The following is a 19,095-nucleotide window of genomic DNA, read 5'->3' on the forward strand; positions in this document are numbered from 1 at the left end:
AAGAGGTTTTCACCTCTTTCCATTACTTATTCTGTCTTCCCATGACAATTTTTATATTTCTTGCCGCTTCCGCAGTGACATGGTGAGTTTCGACCAATGTCTACGACTTTACGTACCGGCTTCTTTTTCACTGTCTTCTCCTCATCACCCTCTTGAGGCTGATGAGCTGTTGTTTGACCTTGAACGACTTCTTCACGTTCTAAGTTGTTTTGAATTTCTGATTTCAAAACATATTTGGCCACATCATCTTCGATTGAAGCGACCATGTGCTCAAACATCGCAAATCCTTCCATTTGATACTCACGAAGCGGATTTGTTTGTGCATACGCACGTAAATGAATCCCTTGACGCAGTTGATCCATTGCATCGATATGATCCATCCACTTTGAATCCACCGCACGAAGAACGATGACTTTTTCAAATTCTCGCATTTGTTCGTCGCCATATGTTTCTTCTTTTGCATCGTATTTTTCTTTAATACGATCCATAATGAAGGAGGTGATTTCATCTGCTTCTTTACCATAAATATCCTTGACCGAAATGGCTCCTTCATCTAAATAGTTCGTGTTGATTAATTCAACAAGACCATCTAGTTTCCACTCTTCTGGAAGCTCTTCTTTCGGCGTATAAGAACCAACAGCGCGCTCAATTGAAGACTGAATCATATTGATCACAATCGATTTTAAGTTATCAGAATCAATGACTTCAAAGCGCTGCTTGTAAATCACTTCACGCTGCTGACGAAGCACATCGTCATATTGCAGAAGCTGTTTACGGGAATCAAAGTTGTTCCCCTCAACGCGTTTTTGAGATGATTCAACGGCTTTAGACACCATTTTACTTTGGATAGGCGTAGTGTCATCCATGCCAAAGCGGTCAAGCATGGCCATCGTACGCTCTGCACCAAATCGGCGCATCAATTCATCTTCCATGGAGAGATAGAATTGGGTAATCCCTGGGTCTCCTTGACGACCAGAACGTCCACGCAGCTGGTTATCAATACGTCGTGATTCATGACGCTCTGTCCCAATTACAGCTAGACCGCCAAGCTCTTTGACGCCTTCGCCAAGCTTGATGTCCGTACCACGTCCTGCCATGTTGGTCGCAATGGTGACGGCACCCTTTTGACCAGCCTCTTCAATAATTTGTGCCTCACGCTCATGGTTTTTCGCATTTAACACCTGATGAGGAATCCCTTTATTTTTAAGCAGCTTAGAAATAAGCTCAGACGTCTCAACCGCTACTGTTCCGACAAGCACTGGTTGCCCTGTCATATAGCGCTGCGCAACATCTTCAGCCACTGCTTTAAATTTACCTTCCATTGTGCGGTAAATTAAATCAGGTCTGTCATCACGAACCACTGGTTGATTGGTCGGGATTGTCACAACCTGCATGTTGTAAATGTTACGGAATTCTTCTTCTTCCGTTTTCGCTGTACCCGTCATACCAGAAAGCTTTTCATACATGCGGAAGTAGTTCTGGAATGTAATCGTTGCAAGGGTCATGCTTTCGTTCTGCACTTCGAGACCTTCTTTTGCCTCAATGGCTTGATGCAGACCTTCACTATAACGGCGTCCTTTCATTAGACGTCCTGTGAACGAGTCAACAATAACGACTTGACCTTCTTCAACGACATAATCCACATCTTTTTGCATCGCAACATGTGCCTTTAGCGCCTGGGCGATGTGATGGTTCAGTGCGACATGTTTGACATCAAATAAGTTTTCGATGCCGAATGCTTTTTCCGCCTTCGTCATTCCACTTTCTGTCAGCTGTACACTTTTTGTTTTAATATCGTATGTGAAATCATCTTCTATTTTTAATGTACGAACAAATGCATTGGCTTGTACGTAAAGCTTTGTAGATTTCGCAGCTTGTCCAGAAATAATAAGAGGTGTTCTCGCTTCATCAACTAAGATGGAGTCAACCTCATCAATCACGGCATAATGAAGCGGTCTTTGAACCATTTGCTCTTTGTAAAGCACCATGTTATCTCGTAAATAGTCAAAGCCAAGTTCATTGTTTGTAGAATACGTAATATCAGCAGCATATGCTTCTCTTTTTTCATCTTTGTCTAAGCTGTTTAAGTTTAAGCCAACCGTTAAGCCAAGAAACTCAAAAATTTTGCCCATTTCCTCTGCATCACGGCTTGCCAAATATTCGTTGACTGTCACAATGTGGACGCCTTTTCCAGAAAGAGCATTTAAATAAACAGGCATTGTTGAAGTCAACGTTTTACCTTCACCTGTTTTCATCTCAGAGATGTTGCCTTCATGAAGCGCGATCCCCCCCATGAGCTGCACCTTAAATGGGAACATTCCTGTCACGCGGCGTGATGCCTCGCGAACCGTTGCAAATGCTTCAACCAACAGGTCATCCACGGATTGTCCTTTTTCAAGTTTTTCTTTAAATTCGTTCGTTTTATTTCGTAAAGCCTCGTCAGATAATTTCTCAAAATCTTGAGCAAGAGCTTCAATTTCATTTGCTTTTTTTTCATATTTGCTGATCGTACGTTTCGTAGGATCAAACACTTTGTTTAAGATTCCAAGCATATAATAACGCTCCTCTATTTCATGCAATTTTTCGGCATGTCCAAAAGATTGACAGGTCCATATTTACCTGCATTTATCATACCATACCTTCCTTCATTTCCAAAGAATTTGCAATGATTTCGCACAAAAAACCCGCCCCTCATGGAGGGAACGGGTTTACTTTTTTTAGGTTGTTTTTAGATCAGATTAAGCGTTCGGCTCAATCAGTCCATATTTTCCATCATTTCGGCGATAGACCACATTGGTCAAATTTGTCTCAGCATTTGTGAAGACGAAGAAACTATGACCTAACATGTTCATTTGAAGGATGGCCTCTTCGCTATCCATCGGTTTTAAATTGAAACGTTTTTGTCTGACGATTTCTGTTTCATCAATTTCTTCGTCATCTTGAACAGCTACGTCAGCCGTCCCATTTCCTCCAGCAAATAAGTGCTTTTTGGCACCTTGTTCGCGGAATTTACGGTTTACTTTTGTTTTGTGTTTTCGAATTTGACGTTCTAATTTACTGGCTGCTAGGTCTACTGCATTGTACATATCTTCATTATGCACCTCAGCTCGAAGTGCTAGATCAGTCATTGGAATGGTAACCTCAACTTTAGATTCTTGATCATTGTAAAACTTCAAGTTCACGTTGACTGAAGCATCTACGTCTGTCTCAAAATAACGCTCCAGCTTTCCAATTTTTTTCTCGACATGATCTCTTAGTGCAGGTGTTACGTCGATGTTTTCTCCTCTGACATTGTAATTCATGTAAAGAACGCCTCCTTTAAAATTAAGGATATGTAAACCTATTTCTACTTTTCCCTCCTTTTCTCCTGCTCAAACGTAAAAAAAATGTGAATTTTTATTGAAATTTGTCGAATTTTGCGGTGCATCAATTGTTACTTGATAGGTGATGAATATATATTCGGCTCATTCTTGAAAAAGACCAGCGCACATTTAAATGGTGAAAGATGATATTGATGTTTTCAGCGATTGAGATAAGGTTTTTAAATCCTCCGCCGCTGCTTTCATTTCTTCATTTGCTGCCAATGATTCTTCAACAGCCGCAGACATGTACTCCGTCTCTTCTGAATTGCGTTTGGCTCCTTCTTCAATGACTCCAACCGTCTGAGATATTTCCTCTGTACTAGCTGAAATCTCCTCTGCAGTAGCTGAAAGTTCCTCTGCTTTCATCGAAATATCACGAATAGATTCCAGGATTTCATGAAAGCTCTGTTCTGACAATTGCGATACTTTCACACCTTCTGCTACATCCTGCTCAACCTTTTTCATCGTATGTGATGATTTTTCAGTATCTTTGTTCACGTTCGCGAGCAATTGACTAATTTGATCTGTCAGCTGACTAGATTCTTCCGCCAGTTTCCTCACTTCATCTGCTACCACCGCAAATCCTCTCCCATGCTCTCCTGCTCTTGCCGCTTCAATAGCAGCATTTAAAGCAAGCAAATTCGTTTGATCAGCGATGGCATGGATATGACCTAACAAATCTTCAATGCCAGTAAACTGGGCTTGTACATGAGCCATTGTGGAATGGTGCTCATTCACAGACGCTTTGATAGAGCTCATTTGTTTTACGAATTGCTGAATAAGCGCTGCACCCTCTTCAGCCTTTTCAGTCACTGAAATTGAGTGACCCGAAACATCGGATGTGTGTTCAGCTGCATTTTGCATACCAGTCGAGACTTCTTGAATGGCAGAAGCTACTTTTCCGACCGCGTTTGATTGTTCACGTGAAGCTTCACTGACCTGTTCAATCGAGCTAGATGTCTGCTCACTGGCCGATATGGTTTGATGAATCGTTTCCTCAAACTGAGCAGCAGAATCAGCTAATTGTCTTGATCCATGTTGCACCTGTAAAATGAGCTGACGCAAATGCTTTGTCATTTGATTAAAAGCAGTACCGAGTTGACCAATCTCATTTTTAGAGGTCACTTCAATCTCTTCAAGTGTAAGGTCTCCATCTGCCATCCTTCTCGCAGCATTTGTGACAGACACAATCGGCTTTGTCATACGATAAACGAATCTTGTCCCAATCAACAAAAAGCCAACAATAATGACCGCACTAACTAGAATGAGAGTAAATAGTAATTGATTACTGTCTTGGTTGAGCTGATTGATTTTTTGGTCACGTTGCTTCAACTGGGTTTGAGCAAATTCTTTTGTAAAGGTATGTATTTCTTGTTCGATAGGTTGTAATTCTTGATTGAGGCGTGTGTTAAATTCTTTTTGATTTTGCATATTCAATGAATTAAATAGTCGGTTCGTTGAGGTGTAGTAGAGATAATTCTTTTCTGAGATTTGATCTAATAGATTTTTTGCTTGTTTGACAGAGCTCATTTTTGTAGCTTCCGTTGTTTTTTTATTAATCTCTTCATATGTTTGCTCAATTTTCTGTAAATTTTCAGCATCTTGCACGACAACGTATGTTTTAATTTGTGCTTCCTGTTTTTGCAAAAGCGCCTCTAATTCCAGTGAGGTTTGATAAAGCTTTACTTCTTTGCTAAGAAGCGTCTTATAGGATTGATCTGTTTTGTAATAGATAAAGCTTGAGAATCCTAAAATACTGACAAACAATACACATATGACAATAAGCCCAAACAAAAATTGATTTTTTAGTCTCATAATTTCCTCCGAAAGTCTGAATTGAACAAAAATTAATGAATGACATACGGCCTCATACAGGCATGTATTTCATCCATCCACTTTCTATATTCAGGTATAAAATATGCTTTAAGGAATGATTGGAAGTGTATTGAAGGGAATGTATAGAAAGCTAGTATATCAAAACTTAAAAAAATTTGATCAAACGAACGAATCGTTTTGGCAAAGTGCTCATTTTCTATAATTGAAAGTAGAAGGGGATGTGTTGTCTCTAAATGAAAGAAGGCATGGATCAGATCATTAAAGATCCGATCCCCTTCTGTTTTAGCAAAATCCTTCTCAATTTCATCTAAATATTTTAGACTCTCTTCTATCGTAAATAGAAGTTCATAATATGTGGTTAATAAAATATAGTCATCTGAACGATACGCCACAGGTCTCACCTAATTATTTCCGTTTATCGTAATATACGCCGTCACTCGTCATAGGCTGGTATGGATTTTGATAATTCAGCTGTTTCGTTTTCTTTTTTTGAATGGCTTGAATATCTGCTTTGATCCCATTTTGGATCACAGTTAATTGCTTCGCCATCTGTTGATCTGTTTGGATGATTTCTTTGATTTTTTCTTTTTCTTGATCCGTCAGCTCATGCTGAATATCTCTCATTAATTCGTCTCTCTCAATTAAAAAGGCATCAAAGTCTTCAACCAAGGTGTCACTTTGCGGATTTGCCGTTATTTCGGCTGCCATTTTTAATGTTTGGTCATGCAGCTGGTCCACAATACTCATAGAGATCCCCCGATAGAGTGGTGACGCCCTTTTCGATCGGTTTGAATAACTTCCTTCCACGCATCACGAAAATCAGTTACGTATTGCTCTACTTCATTCAACATCTCTTCGTCATTTTGAAGATTGGCTTCAATCAGTCTGCGATAAATGTAATCATACATACTTGCCATACTATTTGATACGTCATAAGAACGATTTAAGGTGACATTTAATTCTTGAATGATGTTTTGAGCCTTTTTCAGGTTCACATTTCTCGTTTCTGCATCCTCTTTTTGAATGGCATACTTCGCGAGTCTAATGAACTTTAAGCAGCCTTCATAAAGCATAAGCGTCAACTCGGCAGGTGTTGCAGTCTCAATAGAATTTTTCTGATAGGCGGCATAAGGGTTCTGAATTGCCATATGTTATAAACCTCCAATTATTGTCCAAGCAGTTGAGAAAGATAGCCAGATTGGTTGTTTAGCTTTTGAATCGCGCTATCCATGGCGTTAAACTTTTTGTAGTAACGGGCTTCAACCATCTTCAAACGGTCTTGGAACGTACCCATTCGTTTGGTCAAAGAATCAAGGTCCTTACCAAGTCCGTATTCCTTTAATTCCATCGTTGTGCTTCCCGCCTTTGTTTGAATGCTCTTCGTGAAGGCAGTTAAGGAATTTTTGACACGATAAATGATTCCTTGTTCTTGATATTGTTGCTGTGCTTTGTCTTTATCTTTTGAATCCACATTTAAACTACCCGAGATGAACATTTGTCTGACTTTCTCCGGGTCTTCTTCAATGGCTTTTCTTAATTTCTCTACTCCATTAAGATCCTTACTAAATTCCAGCTTTCCACCATCTTTATACTTGGATGATGTCTCAATACCAATTTGTGTGAGGTGAATTTTATTCGCATCACTTGTCGTAATATTAGCATAAAAATCACTTCTTATTTTAGAGGCACCAGCTCGTAAAATGGAATCACTTCTCAGCAAGCCAGACTTCGCGGTCGTTTCCCATAGCTCTATTTCTTTTTCAGACATCCCTTTTTTCTCTTCAGCCGTTAATGGTTGATAGTCTCTGTTTTTCTTTTCATTGACTTTACCATTAATTTGCTCAACGAGCTCATTGTATTTATCAACAAATTGTTTAATTTTATCAAAGATTGCATCCACATCTGTTGAAACGTTTAAGCTGACAGGCTGATCCGTTGTTCCTTTAAGTTCGTACGTAATATCAGCCTGTGTGAATGTGTTGTTGTTATTTTCCATTTTCAGACCGTTAATCTCGTATTGTGCCTTCTGTCCTTGAGTGGTCGCAACTAATTTGTTATCTCCATCTACTTGGAATCCTAATTGCGTTAAAAATGAAGCCGAATTGCCATCAGCTGCTTTAATACTGACACCCTCACCAGTTGTCCGAGAAGTAAGAGCAATTGTATCCACGTAGTTCGTTCCATCAAAGATTTGGCCTTTGTAAGCCGTCACACCTAATTGCGCGTTGTTTAGCTTTGACACAATGTTATCAATTGTATCGGTATCAGAAGTATTGATCGTCACCATTTTCGGTTTTGTCGAATCTGGTGTCGTCACCTCAAAAGTAAACGTGCCGTTTGCTGGTGTAAATCCAGATGTACCAGAAGATTTGAAGACGGAAGCTGTCGCTAGTTGAGTGACATGAATAGAGCCAGAGGTCGCATTTGTTGACCCAGTTGCTGTGACAGCAGATTCATTAGAGCTTGTCACCTTTTTTGCGCCATATGTACTTGGACGCGTTAAGTTTAAACTGTTGATCAAATCATCTAATTCTTTGATTTTCGAGTTAACCTCGCGATAGCTGTCTCTTTGCCATTCAAGTGTTTGTTTCTGGCGTGTCATTTTATCAAGTGGTGCTTGCTCAGTTTTCATGAGTTTTGATACGATTTCATCAATATCAAACACATTTGAAAATCCAGTAATTCGATTGACCATTTTTTATGTTCTCCCTTCACTTACATTCTTTTATCTACAAATAAACCGACAATTTCTGTCATTGCCGCATAGAAATCAAGCCATTCCTTGGAAGGAATTTCTCTAATGACTTCTTCTGTTTGGTTATCTACGACTTTGACATAATATTCATTGAGTTTTTCATGTAATTCAAATTGCAGATGAAATTGAGTGGGTTCAATCAGCTTGTTTGCGCCTTGAAGCGTTTTTTCAATTTCTTCTTTTGAAACGACCTTGCCATTTGCTTGTAAATCAGAGTTTGCATTGTCATTCTGGTTATTAGAAACACGGGTTTGAAATGCATCGATAATTGGCTCTAGCGATGTCAACTTACCAACAGACATAGTTATTCAGCTCCTGTGCTTTAATCTACCTTTTATATCGGCTTGGAATTTTCAAATTAAATATAGATGGACCGATTTGTTAAAGTTTCATATAGATGGTGAACATCCACACAGAAACGTGGAGAAGGATAGCTGAATCAGATAAAAAAATCCTCACTTTTTTTGTGAGGATAATTGAGAGAGGAGATCTACGGATAAACTCGCAGCACGACTGTTCTCTTCTTGAATAGACAGGTACACTTCTTTCCTGTGAATATCAATGTGCTTAGGAGCTTCAATCCCGATTTTCACTTGATCGCCTTCGATCGAAATAATCTTGACTTCAATATCATCGCCAATTTGAATCGACTGGTTTAATTTACGCGAGAGAACTAACATGAGGATGCCACCTCTAACAAATGTTTTGTATGATAGGATGAATCATGCAAAATCACCTGCTTGGCTTTCATGTTTTTCCGGTTCACAATAATAGGCGCTCTTAAATTGGCTGTCGTTTTTTCAATAGAAGATTCCATTGTTAAGATCACCATGACTTCCACATCATTGGCATCTTCTACTTCTAGAATATCTACGACCGTTTCGTCTAGATCGAATTCATATTGATTGAAGAATAAAAACGGACTGCTGACAATAAAGCCTAACTCTGCGTTTTTCAATGATTGAAGAACTAAAAATGGAGACTCTTCTGATAAAGGTAAAATGACAAACTGTTTTTGATCCAGAAATCCTGGTATTCCATTAGAGAAGTTGATGATTTGCTCCTCTTTGATTGTCACTTCACCATGGTATTTTGTTTGAATGATCATAATTCACGACCTTTTTCATTTTTCTTAACTATACCTTATCACCATTTTGGCCCGTTTCGTCAACTTCTATTTTTAAATCTGGGTATTGTAACATATCAATATTGACCTTACCTGGCTGGTAGTTAACGATTGGTTTATGAGGCGTTGCCTCTATAATAGCTTTTTGAGGCTCCACTTCAATTTGAAGCTCAGATGGCTGATAGTGAATTTTCACACTAAAGAATGAAGGGATCACACCAATATTGAATTGTTTGGCTGGAGGAGTGCCATTGATTTTGGCAAACTCGGCAATTGCATTCCCACCATTCTCGATCTTGATGAGTTCACTGCCTTCTTCCGCTCTTCGGCCCATTCCCTCTCCAACAGCACGTTTCCCCTCAGCTGCCCATTCTTCAGAACGCCTAAAAATTGACTTGATATCCATATCGGCAAATGCTTCGGTTTGATCTATTGTTAACTTTGACGGTGTCCTTGTCATATTCATGACGGCTCTGGGCTGCTGAATCTCAAGGTCTGCTCTTGGCTGCTCTACTTCTTGCCGAGAAGGAGTTGTCGACATTTGCAGCTTTGCATAGGTTTGTTGCATTAACAATCTAGGGATTTGCATATAGGTTCACCTCCATGATGCAAAAAAGCACCCAACGGATGCTTTTTATTATCTTAAGAAATCGACAAGGGATGGCTGAATAACTTTAGCCGTCGTTGCTAAAGCAGCTCTATTCACAGTCTCTTGTTGAAGAAGATCAATAATTGCTTTTTCACTTTCTACATCTTCATTATCTGATTTGGCATTTTTCAGTACTTCGAATTGTGAAGTCAAGCGACTGCCTACTAAGTCAACACGATTTGAACGGGCTCCTAAGTCCGAGCGCTCAGCACTCATCACTTCTTTAAACTGATCGATACTTCCTAACGCATCATCAGAATTTGCGAACGTTCCATTTTTCAATGAGTTTTCTAAATCCGTCAGCATTTCAATGACATTTTGACCGCTGGCAGTCTGTCCACCAAACGCTGAAATTGGATTTGAGTTCACATTTAAAGTGATACCATCAGAAATGTTCGACTTAACAGAATTTGCATCTGTATAGTTTTCAAAGTTAAACGTAAACGTACCATCTGCGTTCTCAACAACTGGTTTGACATTTGTATTTGTTCCATTAAATACGAACTTACCTAACATCTGAGTGTTCATCGCGTCAATGATTTGTTTCTTCATCTGACCAATTTCCACGCCGACAGCTGCTAAATCTTCTGGCTGCTTTGTTCCATTAGCCGCATCAAGCACTTTATCTCGTACATTTGACATAATATCAATGATTTCAGTGACACTTGTTTCAGATGTATCAATCCAGTTCTGTGCTTCATTTAAGTTTTTTTGATATTGATCATTTCGAAACATTGCTGTGCTATATTGAAGGCTTTTTACTGCTGCAACGGGATCATCAGACGTTTTTGTGAAACGTCTCCCTGTTTGTGCTTGCTCATTTATTTTAGAAAGTTTTTCATAACTTTTACTAATATTACGAAGTGAGTTTTGAGAAATCATACCTTGTGTGACTCGCATCAGTTATACCTACCTTCCTACGACACCCATGCCGTTTATTACTTTATCCAATATTTCATCTTGTAATGTCACAACTCTCGCAGCTGCATTATATGCATGCTGAAATTGGATCATATTCGTCATTTCTTCATCAATGGAAACAGCACTCGTCGACATTCTACGCTCATTGGCTGAATTGACAAGAGCGGCTGAACTGCTTTCTAGCGTTATGTTCTTTTTCCCTTGAATCCCCATCTCAGCAATGACATTTTGGTAGTAATCCTGGATCGTCGTTGTATTGCCGCCGATTGGTACCTTTAAGTCTTGAATACCAGCTAATTTCGTAGCATTCGAACCGTCACCTTTTGTTTGATTGAGAGATGCTGCAATATTATCTGTTGATGCTAAAATAACATCACTCACTTTGATACGAGCAGCTAAACCTTTATTCAGATCATTATTATTCTCGATATCAAAAAAGTCTTGTCCACTTGTGCCATTTAATGTGTACCCCTGCTTATGCACATCATTAAATGTATCCATGAAGACTTGTGCTACTTCATCAAGCTCTGCAAGCATGTCTGGATACATGCCTTTTTCAGCACCATTTGACATGTAGCCATAAGCCTCAACAAGTGCTTTTACTTTACCATTCACTTGAAGCTGATCTGCTGCAATGGTTGTTGTTCCGAATTGAAGTGAGTTAACAAGTCCCGTTGTATTATCATAGGAGATTTGCAGTTCAGATTTTTCGTTCGTAATACCATTCAAAATCGTTCCAGCAGATTGTCCATTTGCACCGATAATGTCGATGTTGACAGTTCCTTCTGCAATTTTGAGTGCATTCCCGCCAGATGGATTGTAGCTCACTTTAATATCAACGAGTGAAGATAATTGATCTACCAACGCATCACGCGTATCATATAGATCATTTGGAAGATACCCGTTTGGTTCAACTGCTGCAATTTGTTTGTTCACTTCATCTATTTGAGATAAAATCGTGTTCACATTTTTGGCTGTTGAATCGAGTTCTGTTTTTAAATTCTTCTGTATCGTTGTTAAAGAAGAATTAAGTAGACGGAATTGATCTACTAAAGCCTGTGCACTTGTTTTAACAACTGTACGCGCAGACGCTGTATCGGCATTTTTGGTTTCGGATAGGACCTGCAATGATTTCCAAAGGTTATCAAAAGCTCTGTTTAAGCCTTCATCCGTCAAATCATTCATGACTCCCTCCATTTGCGAAAGGGCATCAGATTTTGTTGAGTAGTAAGACAAGTTATTGTTATGATCTCTGAATTGCAGATCTAAAAAGCTGTCTCGAATTCTTTCAACGGTTCCAACTTGAACTCCTGTCCCCATTTGGCCATACGTCTTGCCGTCATAAACTGAAATGACTGGATAAGGATTATCTGCTTTAAAGGTAACTCTTTGTCTTGAGTAGCCATCTGTATTTGCATTGGAGACGTTGTTTGATGTGACATAAAGCCCTGCACGCTGGGCTGTGATTCCTCTTTTTGCCGTTTCTAGTCCCATGAATGTAGAACCCATTGGTATCCTCCTTGTTTACGCCTTTGAATCAAACAAAGCCCTCTGCTGTTTAGGCTTTGAACTCTCAAGACCATTTTGTCCGTAATTCATATTTTCTTTATTAGGGTTAACGAGATCGAATGTCAGTGAAATAAATTGAAGCGACTGCTGAATGAGCTGTTTGTTCAGTTCATTTACATCTTTCAGTTCCACCATGATGTCTTTTAATTTGTCATATAACGAAATGAGCTCTTCTTGATCCGAACCTTCAGCCTTTTCGATACACGCGGTGATGGTTGGCGGTTCATCATTTTGTAAAAATTGAACTGTCGCTTCAATTCTTTTTTCTTCTAATTGAGAAATGGCCTGAATATATTTTTGCTCTAAATTCAGAACCTCTGAAAGAGCATCAATCTCATTACTTTTCAGCATTTCTGTTTTATCTTTCGACAGCTTCAAAAGCTGTTCATGCAATCCATAGAGACGATGCAGCTCTTCAATGATTATTTTAACTGACATTCACGCTACTCCCTTTTGTTATTGTTGTTTATAAAAATTCAGCATTTTATCAGCAATGCCCTTTGTATCTACTTGATATGTTCCAGCTTCAATGCTTTTTTTAATTTGGTCTATTTTATCTTGGCGTTCTTTCATGATATTCGGCACCTTTTGCATTTCGATTGCCTTTTTAGAAATTTCGACTTTATCAGTTGATTTTGCTTGATTTGATTGCAACGTTTGTTTCTCATATGTTTTCTTGTAAGGATTTACTGGTTGTGTTCCATATCGATTAATTTTCACGGGATTCCTCTCGCTTTCCGTTACAGTCTGTCTTGATTCTATCCATTTTATCGACCAAACTGCAACTTAGTTTAGGGAATCAATCGTTTTTAGGATTAATGGCATAATAGGTGTCTTTTTTCCTAGATTCAATCTCCCTTTTACGCTCTTCTTCTTGGTTCATTTGACTCATTTGTGACTGAATGTCCTGTTCACATTGACTGCACAGCTTGTTTTTTCTGATCGGTTGGCCACATCTTTCACAAGGATAGTTGATATTCGGAAATTGGCTAATTTGAAGTCTTTTCAAACGGATAAATTTCAAGATTAATTCTTCATCAACTTCTGTTGCATCTACTATTTCAGCAATGGTTGATTGTCTATTACTTTGCTTTCGCAAGAATTTATAAACGATATCAAAAGAACGTTCTTCTTCTTCAAAGCATTTGTTACAAACCGTTTGGATGGTCGTTTTTAAAAACAGCTGATTACATTGCGGGCAGTTTGCCAATTGATTCATAACCAAAACCCCTTACGTTATTTTCTCTTCTTATTATCGGTTAATTATCCTGAATTTTAACTACGGATCAACGTAAAAGAGGAAACACTTTTGGCACCTGCTTCTTTTAAAATTCTCGCCGCATCATAAATGGTGGCCCCTGTTGTATAAATGTCGTCAATTAAGATAACATCCCTTTGAACGATTTCATCTGCCTGCTTGATTTGAAACATTCCTTTTTGATCTAAACGTTCATTTTTCTTTTTCTTGGACTGTTTGCTTTGATGTATTTTTACAAGTGGCTGAAGGATCGGCTCACCAATCAAGGAAGCAAGTATGACGGACTGATTAAACCCTCTTTCCTTTAGTCTTTCTTTACTTAAAGGAATCGGGATCAGCACAGGTTCTTTCATTGAAAAAGAGCGCTTAAATACTGCTCGGACATCTTGTTTAAAAAGCTCAGCTAAAGCTGTATCACCTCGAAATTTAAAGCGGGAAAGGACATCTTTCATCAAATCGTTGTAAGCATAGACAGACCTATTTTTCACAAGTACTGTAGTAGAATCAGGGCGTTCTTTCCACATGGAACAGTCTTGACATAATTGATCGTTCGACTGTGCTCTCCCGCAGGCTGGACAAATCGGGCGTTGAATTTTTTCTAGGTGATGCTTACATGCTATACATAGACGATCATCATTTAATAGAAGTAATGATTTCCATGTAAAAGAAGCGACAAAATGTCCCTCACAAATGAGGCAGATCAATTGTTATCCTTATTTATCGGCAGACGATTTTCGCATCTTGGAAATGTGGAGACCTTTGAAGCGGCTTCTGTCAGAATGACCAGCATGGCCGTATTCTTCTGTTTGTCCACCATCTCAGATTTACTGTAAGATATTTTATTGATATCTGTTATATACTGAGGCTTCACTTGATTTAGTGAAATCGCTAATACATCTTCTATACACTTTTCACAGTGACAAATCATGTTTAATTGGTTGAGATATTGATAGAGGATTTCCTTGAGTAGTGTTTCTTTTGCATTGAGTAGCATATTTGTCTCTCCTGCCATTTGTGTATTGTGAATATAAATGTACCATGAAATTTAGTTGAACCTACATTATTTTTCGGAGAACTCTTTTTCAGCTGTATCATTCATTTTTACAATATGCTTCTTTGCTTGTTTCATACTTCTCGTTAAACCAAAATGAAAAAAGAAAACATCTCCTTTAAAAAAATCGGGATGTCTACCTGCTCTACCAGAAATCTGAACAAGTGCACTTTCTGTAAAGATAGTAGATTCTGCACCTAGTACCCCCACTTGTACATTTGAAATGGTTACACCTCTTTCTAGAATTGTGGTTGTAACTAGTACATCGTATTTGTAATCTCTGAATTGCTGGACCTTTTGTTTCCTATCTGGATCATCAGCAGACACCCCTTCTACATTTAAGTGGTGCTTTCTAAGAACCTTCGTTACCTTCTTCATAGTAGAAATAGAAGGAACAAAAAGTAAAACCCTTCTCTTTTTTGTAATATGTTTCTGCATCCAATTCATTACTTTAGGTGGGAGCTGATTCTTTTTTAATTTCTTCTTCCAATGTCCAATCCATTGAAAGGATGGGACCGGTAAAGGTTGTTGGTGAAAGCGCAGAGGAATTTTTATGGCTTCTAGTTGTCCACGAGATACATCTCTTATCATTTTCTTAGACGGCGTCGCACTTAAATAAACCCTAACCCCTTTCTTTCTCATTGCCTTTAAAACAGCAAATTGGAGACGTCCATCGATTGAATAAGGGAAGGCGTCGACTTCATCTATAATGAGCACATCAAATGCGTGTTTATATCTCATCAACTGGTGAGTTGTAGCGATTACTAACGGTGCTATTTGGAACCTTTGAGGACTTCCTCCATAAAGAACAGCTATTTTCATTCCTTGAAAAGCTTTTTTAAGCCGCGGCTCTAGTTCAAGGACAACATCAGTTCTAGGTGTCGCAATGCAGACACTCATTCCTTGATGTAAGGCATATTCTATTCCGTGAAAAAGCACCTCTGTTTTCCCTGCCCCGCAAACTGCCCAGATGAGTAGATCAGATTTGTTTTTTATCGCTTCGATCAATTTCTCTGACGCTCTTTTTTGTCCTTTCGACAGGTTTCCCTGCCATGTTAATTCCGAGTGACATGCTTCTTCCATTTGTGGACCCGTCCATTCATAAAGAAAGCCACATTCCGTTGTTTTCCCCATCATGATGCATGATCTACAATACACACAATCTTTTTGACACTTGTCACACGAAGAGTGGGCAAAGTACCGATTTTTTGATACACCACATCTGCAGCAAATAAGACCATTTGCTTTCCTCTCAATAGCAGGTGTTCGGATAACTAACCCTTTCTCCTCCAGCCAATCCAAATCAGACTGTGAGCATCTTGTTTCAGCAGTAAGCAGGTGGCGTGACTGCAGGTGTTGCCCTAGTTCCATTGCTTTGTCCATGTTCAATTTCAACAAACACCTTTCAACTGATGTTTGCCTATTATGCGCAAAGACATGACCTTTCGTCCAACAGCTAAAAAAGAAAAACAAAACCCCTTTTCTAAGAGAAAAGAGGTTTTTAGGATTTATCTAATCAGCCAGCCAAGAGCTAAAGAGCCTTCGCCTAGATGAGTGCCGATTACGGCACCAAAATAGCTTTTATAAAATTCAACATGAGGATATTTTTCTGATAAGTGCGCAATCAAATCGTCTACTTCTTCTTCTCTATTACCATGTATCACTGTTGCTCTCATCGGGACACCACGTGATGCATCTTCATCAAATAGTTCAAACATACGTGAAATGGCTTTTTTCCGTGTACGAATCTTCTCAAAAGGGACAATTAGCTTGTTGTCAAAATGCAGTATAGGCTTTACCTTTAAGAGGCTCCCAATAAAAGCCTGAGCACCATTTAATCTGCCGCCTCTTTGTAAATGAGTTAAATCGTCTACCATAAAATAAGCTCTCTGATTCTCTTTCAGGTAATTGAGATGGGCTAACACTTCTTCTGGAGAAGCACCAGCTTGGATTTTCTCAGCAGCTTCTATCACATAAAAACCTTGCGCCATACAGCTAGTTTCTGTATCAAACGGATAAATGTTAATTCCGTCAACTAGGTCATTTGCTGAGGCTACACTATTATATGTTCCACTAATTCCGCTAGAAAGGTGAATACTAATCACGGCATCATATGTTTCACTTAGTTTTTCATATAATTCTATTAGTTCACCGAAAGCAGGCTGAGAGGTGGTTGGAAGGTCTTTATGCTTTTTGACTTCTTCATAATATGTCTTCCAATCCATTTCTATTTCTTCACGGTATGATTCATTGCCAAAGATGACATTAAGAGGGATCATATGAATATGATGTTTATCACGCAGCTCTTGTGGTATATAAGCAGTACTGTCTGTTACAACGGCTATTTTCATTCTTAAATACCTTCCTTATCCGTTAAGTTGCTCTTTTTTATTTTCAAAGAATGATCATTGTTATTCATTAGATTTATAATAGTAATCAAAAAAGCCTGCCTAATCAATAGGCAAGCCCGTTATATCCGAAAAAGACTCCTTATCTACCTATCATTTCTCTCAAATTAACATGTGAGAGAATCAAAAACAGGCGAAAAAGGAGTACTTGTCCGGAATATTATCTCATTTCTACCCAGCCGTTCTTAATTGCTACAACAACAGCTTGTGTACGGTCGTTTACATTCATTTTTTGCAAAATGTTACTCACGTGGTTTTTGACTGTTTTCTCACTAATAAAGAGCGACTCACCAATTCCTCTATTGCTCTTTCCGTCAGCTAACATTTGAAGTACTTCGCACTCACGTCTCGTTAAGATATGAAGTGGTCTGCGAATTTCAGGATATACTTCATGCTGTGGATGTGCTGAAACGCCACTAGTCGCTAGGCGTCGGAATTCATTTACTAAGTTATGAGTAACTTTCGGATGTAAATAAGATCCTCCGTCAGCTACGACTTTCACTGCTTCAATGAGCGTGTCTGCATCCATTTCTTTTAACAGGTAGCCTCTTGCTCCTGTTTTCAATGCATGTGTCACATAGTTTTCATCGTCATGAATAGATAGAATAATGACTTTTGATTCGGGATAAAGCTCAACTAGCTGCTTTGTAGCCTCTACACCATTTACATTCGGCATATTAATGTCCATAATGACAACATCCGGATGATAGTGTTCTACGATACGTGCAGCTTCGTCTCCGTCGTCTCCTTCTGCAACTACTTCAAAAGTAGGTTCAAAATCTAAAATCCGTTTGACACCTTCACGGAATAATTGGTGATCATCAATAATTACAATATTTACTTTAGTCACAAGCTACGCCTCCCCATGTTTATTGTTCTACACCTGAACTTTATGGTCAATATGTCTTTTGTCTCTATTTTACAATTTTATTTTGCAATGTTAATGGCACGCGAATCATGATGAATGTCCCTAGACCTATTTTTGAGTCTATGGTCATTTTACCTTCAAGTAAGTCTACGCGTTCTTTCATGCCAAGTAAACCGAAGGATTTGTTTTTGTTTGTTTTCACATCTTTCATATCAAAGCCTTTTCCATCGTCTTTGATAATTAACGTAACAAAGTCTTTCGTCACTTCTACTTTTACAGAGATTTCTTCAGCTTCGGAATGCTTTAGTGAATTTGTGACAGCTTCTTGGGCTAGTCTAAACAGTGCCACTTCAAATTGAGAAGCAATTCTTTCGCTTTCTGTATCCCCTAGGCATTGGAACGTGATCTTGGTTTTTCCATCATACTCTTCGATTGTGTTTAAATATTTTCTTAGCGTCGGAATGAGACCCAAATCATCTAAAGCCATTGGTCTTAAATCATAAATGATTCTTCTCACTTCGTACAGAGCATTTCGCACATTCTGTCTGAGACTTCTAATTTCTTTAAAGCCTTCTTCTGTCCCACGGTCTCTGAAAATACGTTCAATTAATTCGGAACGCATCATTACGTTTGCCAGCATTTGGGCCGGACCGTCGTGAATTTCACGGGATACCCTTTTGCGTTCTTCTTCTTGGGCTTCAATAATTCTAAGTCCAAAATCTTGTTTTGCTTGAGCATCTTCAAGTAACACGCCAACTTGACGTAAGTCCTGATTGAGATAGTTGAGAACAACTGTGATCTGACTCACAAGCGTTTCAGAGCGTTCAATGACGTCTTGTAGGCTTAACAATCGTCTTTCCAGATCGTCTCTTCTTTCTCTCAGCTGCTTTTCGCGCTGCTGGATCATAGTGAGTTCCACTTGCAGATTATGTGCTTTTTCGTAGGCCTCCCGTATTTCTTCTTCGCTAAATTTGTTGAAGTTTCTGCTGACCTCAGATAAGCGATTTCTAGCATGTCTCGTATGGACTTCTAGTTTATCCCCAAAATCAATTACTTCGTTTACTTGCTGCTTGATTTGCTTCAGCTCTTCTACAAGGCTTTCATATTGTTGACGGGACTGTTCGCCTATCCTAAATACTTCGTCCTTGCTGCCATCAACTGTACTAAGCATTTTCATGATGATTGAATCCAATAATTTCGGATCCATTTTAGGTGTTGTCATGGCTTTTCCCTCCCGTAACAGTGATGTCATCTTTTTTTATTATAAATGTCATTGATCTGCATTTTATGTC

22 protein-coding genes and 1 pseudogene are annotated in these 19,095 nt (G+C 38.8%); all 23 read right to left on the minus strand.

The annotated features are described in order from the left end of the window. Positions 1-26: 26 nt before the first annotated feature. Positions 27-2,552, minus strand: coding sequence for a preprotein translocase subunit SecA (gene secA / locus NSQ36_RS16405; protein ID WP_106030064.1), 2,526 nt, complete (start codon positions 2,550-2,552; stop codon positions 27-29). 186 nt (positions 2,553-2,738) lie between these two features. Beyond that, entirely contained in the window at positions 2,739-3,302 is a 564-nt protein-coding gene (gene raiA, locus NSQ36_RS16410) for a ribosome-associated translation inhibitor RaiA (RefSeq protein WP_003213481.1), read from the minus strand. A gap of 189 nt (positions 3,303-3,491) precedes the next feature. After that, a complete protein-coding gene (locus NSQ36_RS16415; RefSeq protein WP_113387414.1) occupies positions 3,492-5,177 on the minus strand; it encodes a methyl-accepting chemotaxis protein in 1,686 nt (561 codons plus the stop codon). Between the two features lie 32 nt (positions 5,178-5,209). Next, entirely contained in the window at positions 5,210-5,590 is a 381-nt protein-coding gene (locus tag NSQ36_RS16420; protein WP_003213093.1) for a hypothetical protein, read from the minus strand. Positions 5,591-5,603: 13 nt separating this feature from the next. Next, a complete protein-coding gene (gene fliT / locus NSQ36_RS16425; protein WP_003212921.1) occupies positions 5,604-5,945 on the minus strand; it encodes a flagella biosynthesis regulatory protein FliT in 342 nt (113 codons plus the stop codon). After that, on the minus strand, positions 5,942-6,346 hold the full coding sequence (fliS, locus tag NSQ36_RS16430; RefSeq protein WP_003212886.1) for a flagellar export chaperone FliS: 405 nt from the start codon (positions 6,344-6,346) through the stop codon (positions 5,942-5,944). Before fliS ends, fliT begins: the two co-directional genes overlap by 4 nt. A gap of 17 nt (positions 6,347-6,363) precedes the next feature. Next, on the minus strand, positions 6,364-7,893 hold the full coding sequence (locus NSQ36_RS16435; protein WP_339206142.1) for a flagellar hook-associated protein 2: 1,530 nt from the start codon (positions 7,891-7,893) through the stop codon (positions 6,364-6,366). 20 nt (positions 7,894-7,913) lie between these two features. Continuing rightward, positions 7,914-8,255, minus strand: coding sequence for a flagellar protein FlaG (gene flaG / locus NSQ36_RS16440; protein WP_003213002.1), 342 nt, complete (start codon positions 8,253-8,255; stop codon positions 7,914-7,916). A gap of 153 nt (positions 8,256-8,408) precedes the next feature. Next, positions 8,409-8,633: a carbon storage regulator CsrA gene (gene csrA / locus NSQ36_RS16445; RefSeq protein ID WP_003212955.1), complete on the minus strand. Its 225-nt coding sequence runs from the start codon at positions 8,631-8,633 to the stop codon at positions 8,409-8,411. After that, a complete protein-coding gene (gene fliW, locus NSQ36_RS16450) occupies positions 8,627-9,061 on the minus strand; it encodes a flagellar assembly protein FliW (protein WP_050944340.1) in 435 nt (144 codons plus the stop codon). Before fliW ends, csrA begins: the two co-directional genes overlap by 7 nt. Positions 9,062-9,089: 28 nt before the next feature. Then, the gene (locus NSQ36_RS16455; RefSeq protein WP_003213106.1) at positions 9,090-9,668 is read right to left on the minus strand and encodes a DUF6470 family protein; all 579 of its coding nucleotides are present in this window, start codon (positions 9,666-9,668) and stop codon (positions 9,090-9,092) included. A gap of 48 nt (positions 9,669-9,716) precedes the next feature. Continuing rightward, positions 9,717-10,628: a flagellar hook-associated protein FlgL gene (gene flgL, locus NSQ36_RS16460; RefSeq protein WP_003213719.1), complete on the minus strand. Its 912-nt coding sequence runs from the start codon at positions 10,626-10,628 to the stop codon at positions 9,717-9,719. Positions 10,629-10,637: 9 nt separating this feature from the next. Further along, positions 10,638-12,158 (minus strand): flagellar hook-associated protein FlgK, encoded by a 1,521-nt coding sequence (gene flgK, locus NSQ36_RS16465; RefSeq protein WP_003213544.1) that lies wholly within the window; start codon positions 12,156-12,158, stop codon positions 10,638-10,640. A 15-nt stretch (positions 12,159-12,173) separates the two neighbouring features. Next, positions 12,174-12,656 carry a flagellar protein FlgN gene (locus NSQ36_RS16470; RefSeq protein ID WP_050944342.1) on the minus strand — a complete coding sequence of 161 codons (483 nt, stop codon included), beginning with the start codon at positions 12,654-12,656 and terminating at the stop codon, positions 12,174-12,176. An 18-nt stretch (positions 12,657-12,674) separates the two neighbouring features. Next, complete coding sequence (flgM, locus tag NSQ36_RS16475; RefSeq protein ID WP_003213252.1) at positions 12,675-12,938, minus strand: flagellar biosynthesis anti-sigma factor FlgM; 264 nt, start codon at positions 12,936-12,938, stop codon at positions 12,675-12,677. 79 nt (positions 12,939-13,017) lie between these two features. Next, positions 13,018-13,437: a TIGR03826 family flagellar region protein gene (locus NSQ36_RS16480; RefSeq protein WP_003212865.1), complete on the minus strand. Its 420-nt coding sequence runs from the start codon at positions 13,435-13,437 to the stop codon at positions 13,018-13,020. Between the two features lie 56 nt (positions 13,438-13,493). Further along, the gene (locus tag NSQ36_RS16485) at positions 13,494-14,000 is read right to left on the minus strand and encodes a ComF family protein (protein ID WP_339207374.1); all 507 of its coding nucleotides are present in this window, start codon (positions 13,998-14,000) and stop codon (positions 13,494-13,496) included. Between the two features lie 12 nt (positions 14,001-14,012). Beyond that, positions 14,013-14,180, minus strand: a pseudogene (locus NSQ36_RS16490) (ComF family protein); the annotation flags it as partial. Beyond that, on the minus strand, positions 14,177-14,470 hold the full coding sequence (locus NSQ36_RS16495) for a competence protein ComFB (RefSeq protein ID WP_050944343.1): 294 nt from the start codon (positions 14,468-14,470) through the stop codon (positions 14,177-14,179). The gene NSQ36_RS16495 and the pseudogene NSQ36_RS16490, both read right to left, overlap by 4 nt. A gap of 66 nt (positions 14,471-14,536) precedes the next feature. Next, the gene (locus NSQ36_RS16500; protein ID WP_339206148.1) at positions 14,537-15,916 is read right to left on the minus strand and encodes a DEAD/DEAH box helicase; all 1,380 of its coding nucleotides are present in this window, start codon (positions 15,914-15,916) and stop codon (positions 14,537-14,539) included. Between the two features lie 119 nt (positions 15,917-16,035). Beyond that, a complete protein-coding gene (locus tag NSQ36_RS16505) occupies positions 16,036-16,878 on the minus strand; it encodes a DegV family protein (protein WP_339206151.1) in 843 nt (280 codons plus the stop codon). Positions 16,879-17,095: 217 nt separating this feature from the next. Continuing rightward, on the minus strand, positions 17,096-17,785 hold the full coding sequence (gene degU / locus NSQ36_RS16510) for a two-component system response regulator DegU (protein ID WP_008348273.1): 690 nt from the start codon (positions 17,783-17,785) through the stop codon (positions 17,096-17,098). Positions 17,786-17,849: 64 nt separating this feature from the next. Continuing rightward, positions 17,850-19,025, minus strand: coding sequence for a sensor histidine kinase (locus NSQ36_RS16515; RefSeq protein ID WP_003213166.1), 1,176 nt, complete (start codon positions 19,023-19,025; stop codon positions 17,850-17,852). Positions 19,026-19,095: the final 70 nt, after the last annotated feature.

It is taken from the genome of Bacillus sp. FSL W8-1143, from assembly GCF_037965155.1.
In the GTDB taxonomy this organism is placed as follows: domain Bacteria; phylum Bacillota; class Bacilli; order Bacillales; family Bacillaceae; genus Bacillus; species Bacillus pumilus.

Excerpts from the sequence above, each read along its gene's own strand:
- fliT (WP_003212921.1), bottom strand. The coding sequence starts at position 5,945 with ATGAGTATTGTGGACCAGCTGCATGACCAAACATTAAAAATGGCAGCC.
- flaG (WP_003213002.1), bottom strand. The coding sequence starts at position 8,255 with ATGTCTGTTGGTAAGTTGACATCGCTAGAGCCAATTATCGATGCATTT.
- NSQ36_RS16495 (WP_050944343.1), bottom strand. The coding sequence starts at position 14,470 with ATGCTACTCAATGCAAAAGAAACACTACTCAAGGAAATCCTCTATCAA.
- NSQ36_RS16515 (WP_003213166.1), bottom strand. The coding sequence starts at position 19,025 with ATGACAACACCTAAAATGGATCCGAAATTATTGGATTCAATCATCATG.
- NSQ36_RS16485 (WP_339207374.1), bottom strand. The coding sequence starts at position 14,000 with ATGTGGAAAGAACGCCCTGATTCTACTACAGTACTTGTGAAAAATAGG.
- csrA (WP_003212955.1), bottom strand. The coding sequence starts at position 8,633 with ATGTTAGTTCTCTCGCGTAAATTAAACCAGTCGATTCAAATTGGCGAT.
- flgL (WP_003213719.1), bottom strand. The coding sequence starts at position 10,628 with ATGCGAGTCACACAAGGTATGATTTCTCAAAACTCACTTCGTAATATT.
- NSQ36_RS16480 (WP_003212865.1), bottom strand. The coding sequence starts at position 13,437 with ATGAATCAATTGGCAAACTGCCCGCAATGTAATCAGCTGTTTTTAAAA.
- raiA (WP_003213481.1), bottom strand. The coding sequence starts at position 3,302 with ATGAATTACAATGTCAGAGGAGAAAACATCGACGTAACACCTGCACTA.
- NSQ36_RS16455 (WP_003213106.1), bottom strand. The coding sequence starts at position 9,668 with ATGCAAATCCCTAGATTGTTAATGCAACAAACCTATGCAAAGCTGCAA.
- NSQ36_RS16470 (WP_050944342.1), bottom strand. The coding sequence starts at position 12,656 with ATGTCAGTTAAAATAATCATTGAAGAGCTGCATCGTCTCTATGGATTG.
- NSQ36_RS16505 (WP_339206151.1), bottom strand. The coding sequence starts at position 16,878 with ATGAAAATAGCCGTTGTAACAGACAGTACTGCTTATATACCACAAGAG.
- NSQ36_RS16435 (WP_339206142.1), bottom strand. The coding sequence starts at position 7,893 with ATGGTCAATCGAATTACTGGATTTTCAAATGTGTTTGATATTGATGAA.
- fliS (WP_003212886.1), bottom strand. The coding sequence starts at position 6,346 with ATGGCAATTCAGAACCCTTATGCCGCCTATCAGAAAAATTCTATTGAG.
- flgK (WP_003213544.1), bottom strand. The coding sequence starts at position 12,158 with ATGGGTTCTACATTCATGGGACTAGAAACGGCAAAAAGAGGAATCACA.
- NSQ36_RS16415 (WP_113387414.1), bottom strand. The coding sequence starts at position 5,177 with ATGAGACTAAAAAATCAATTTTTGTTTGGGCTTATTGTCATATGTGTA.
- fliW (WP_050944340.1), bottom strand. The coding sequence starts at position 9,061 with ATGATCATTCAAACAAAATACCATGGTGAAGTGACAATCAAAGAGGAG.
- secA (WP_106030064.1), bottom strand. The coding sequence starts at position 2,552 with ATGCTTGGAATCTTAAACAAAGTGTTTGATCCTACGAAACGTACGATC.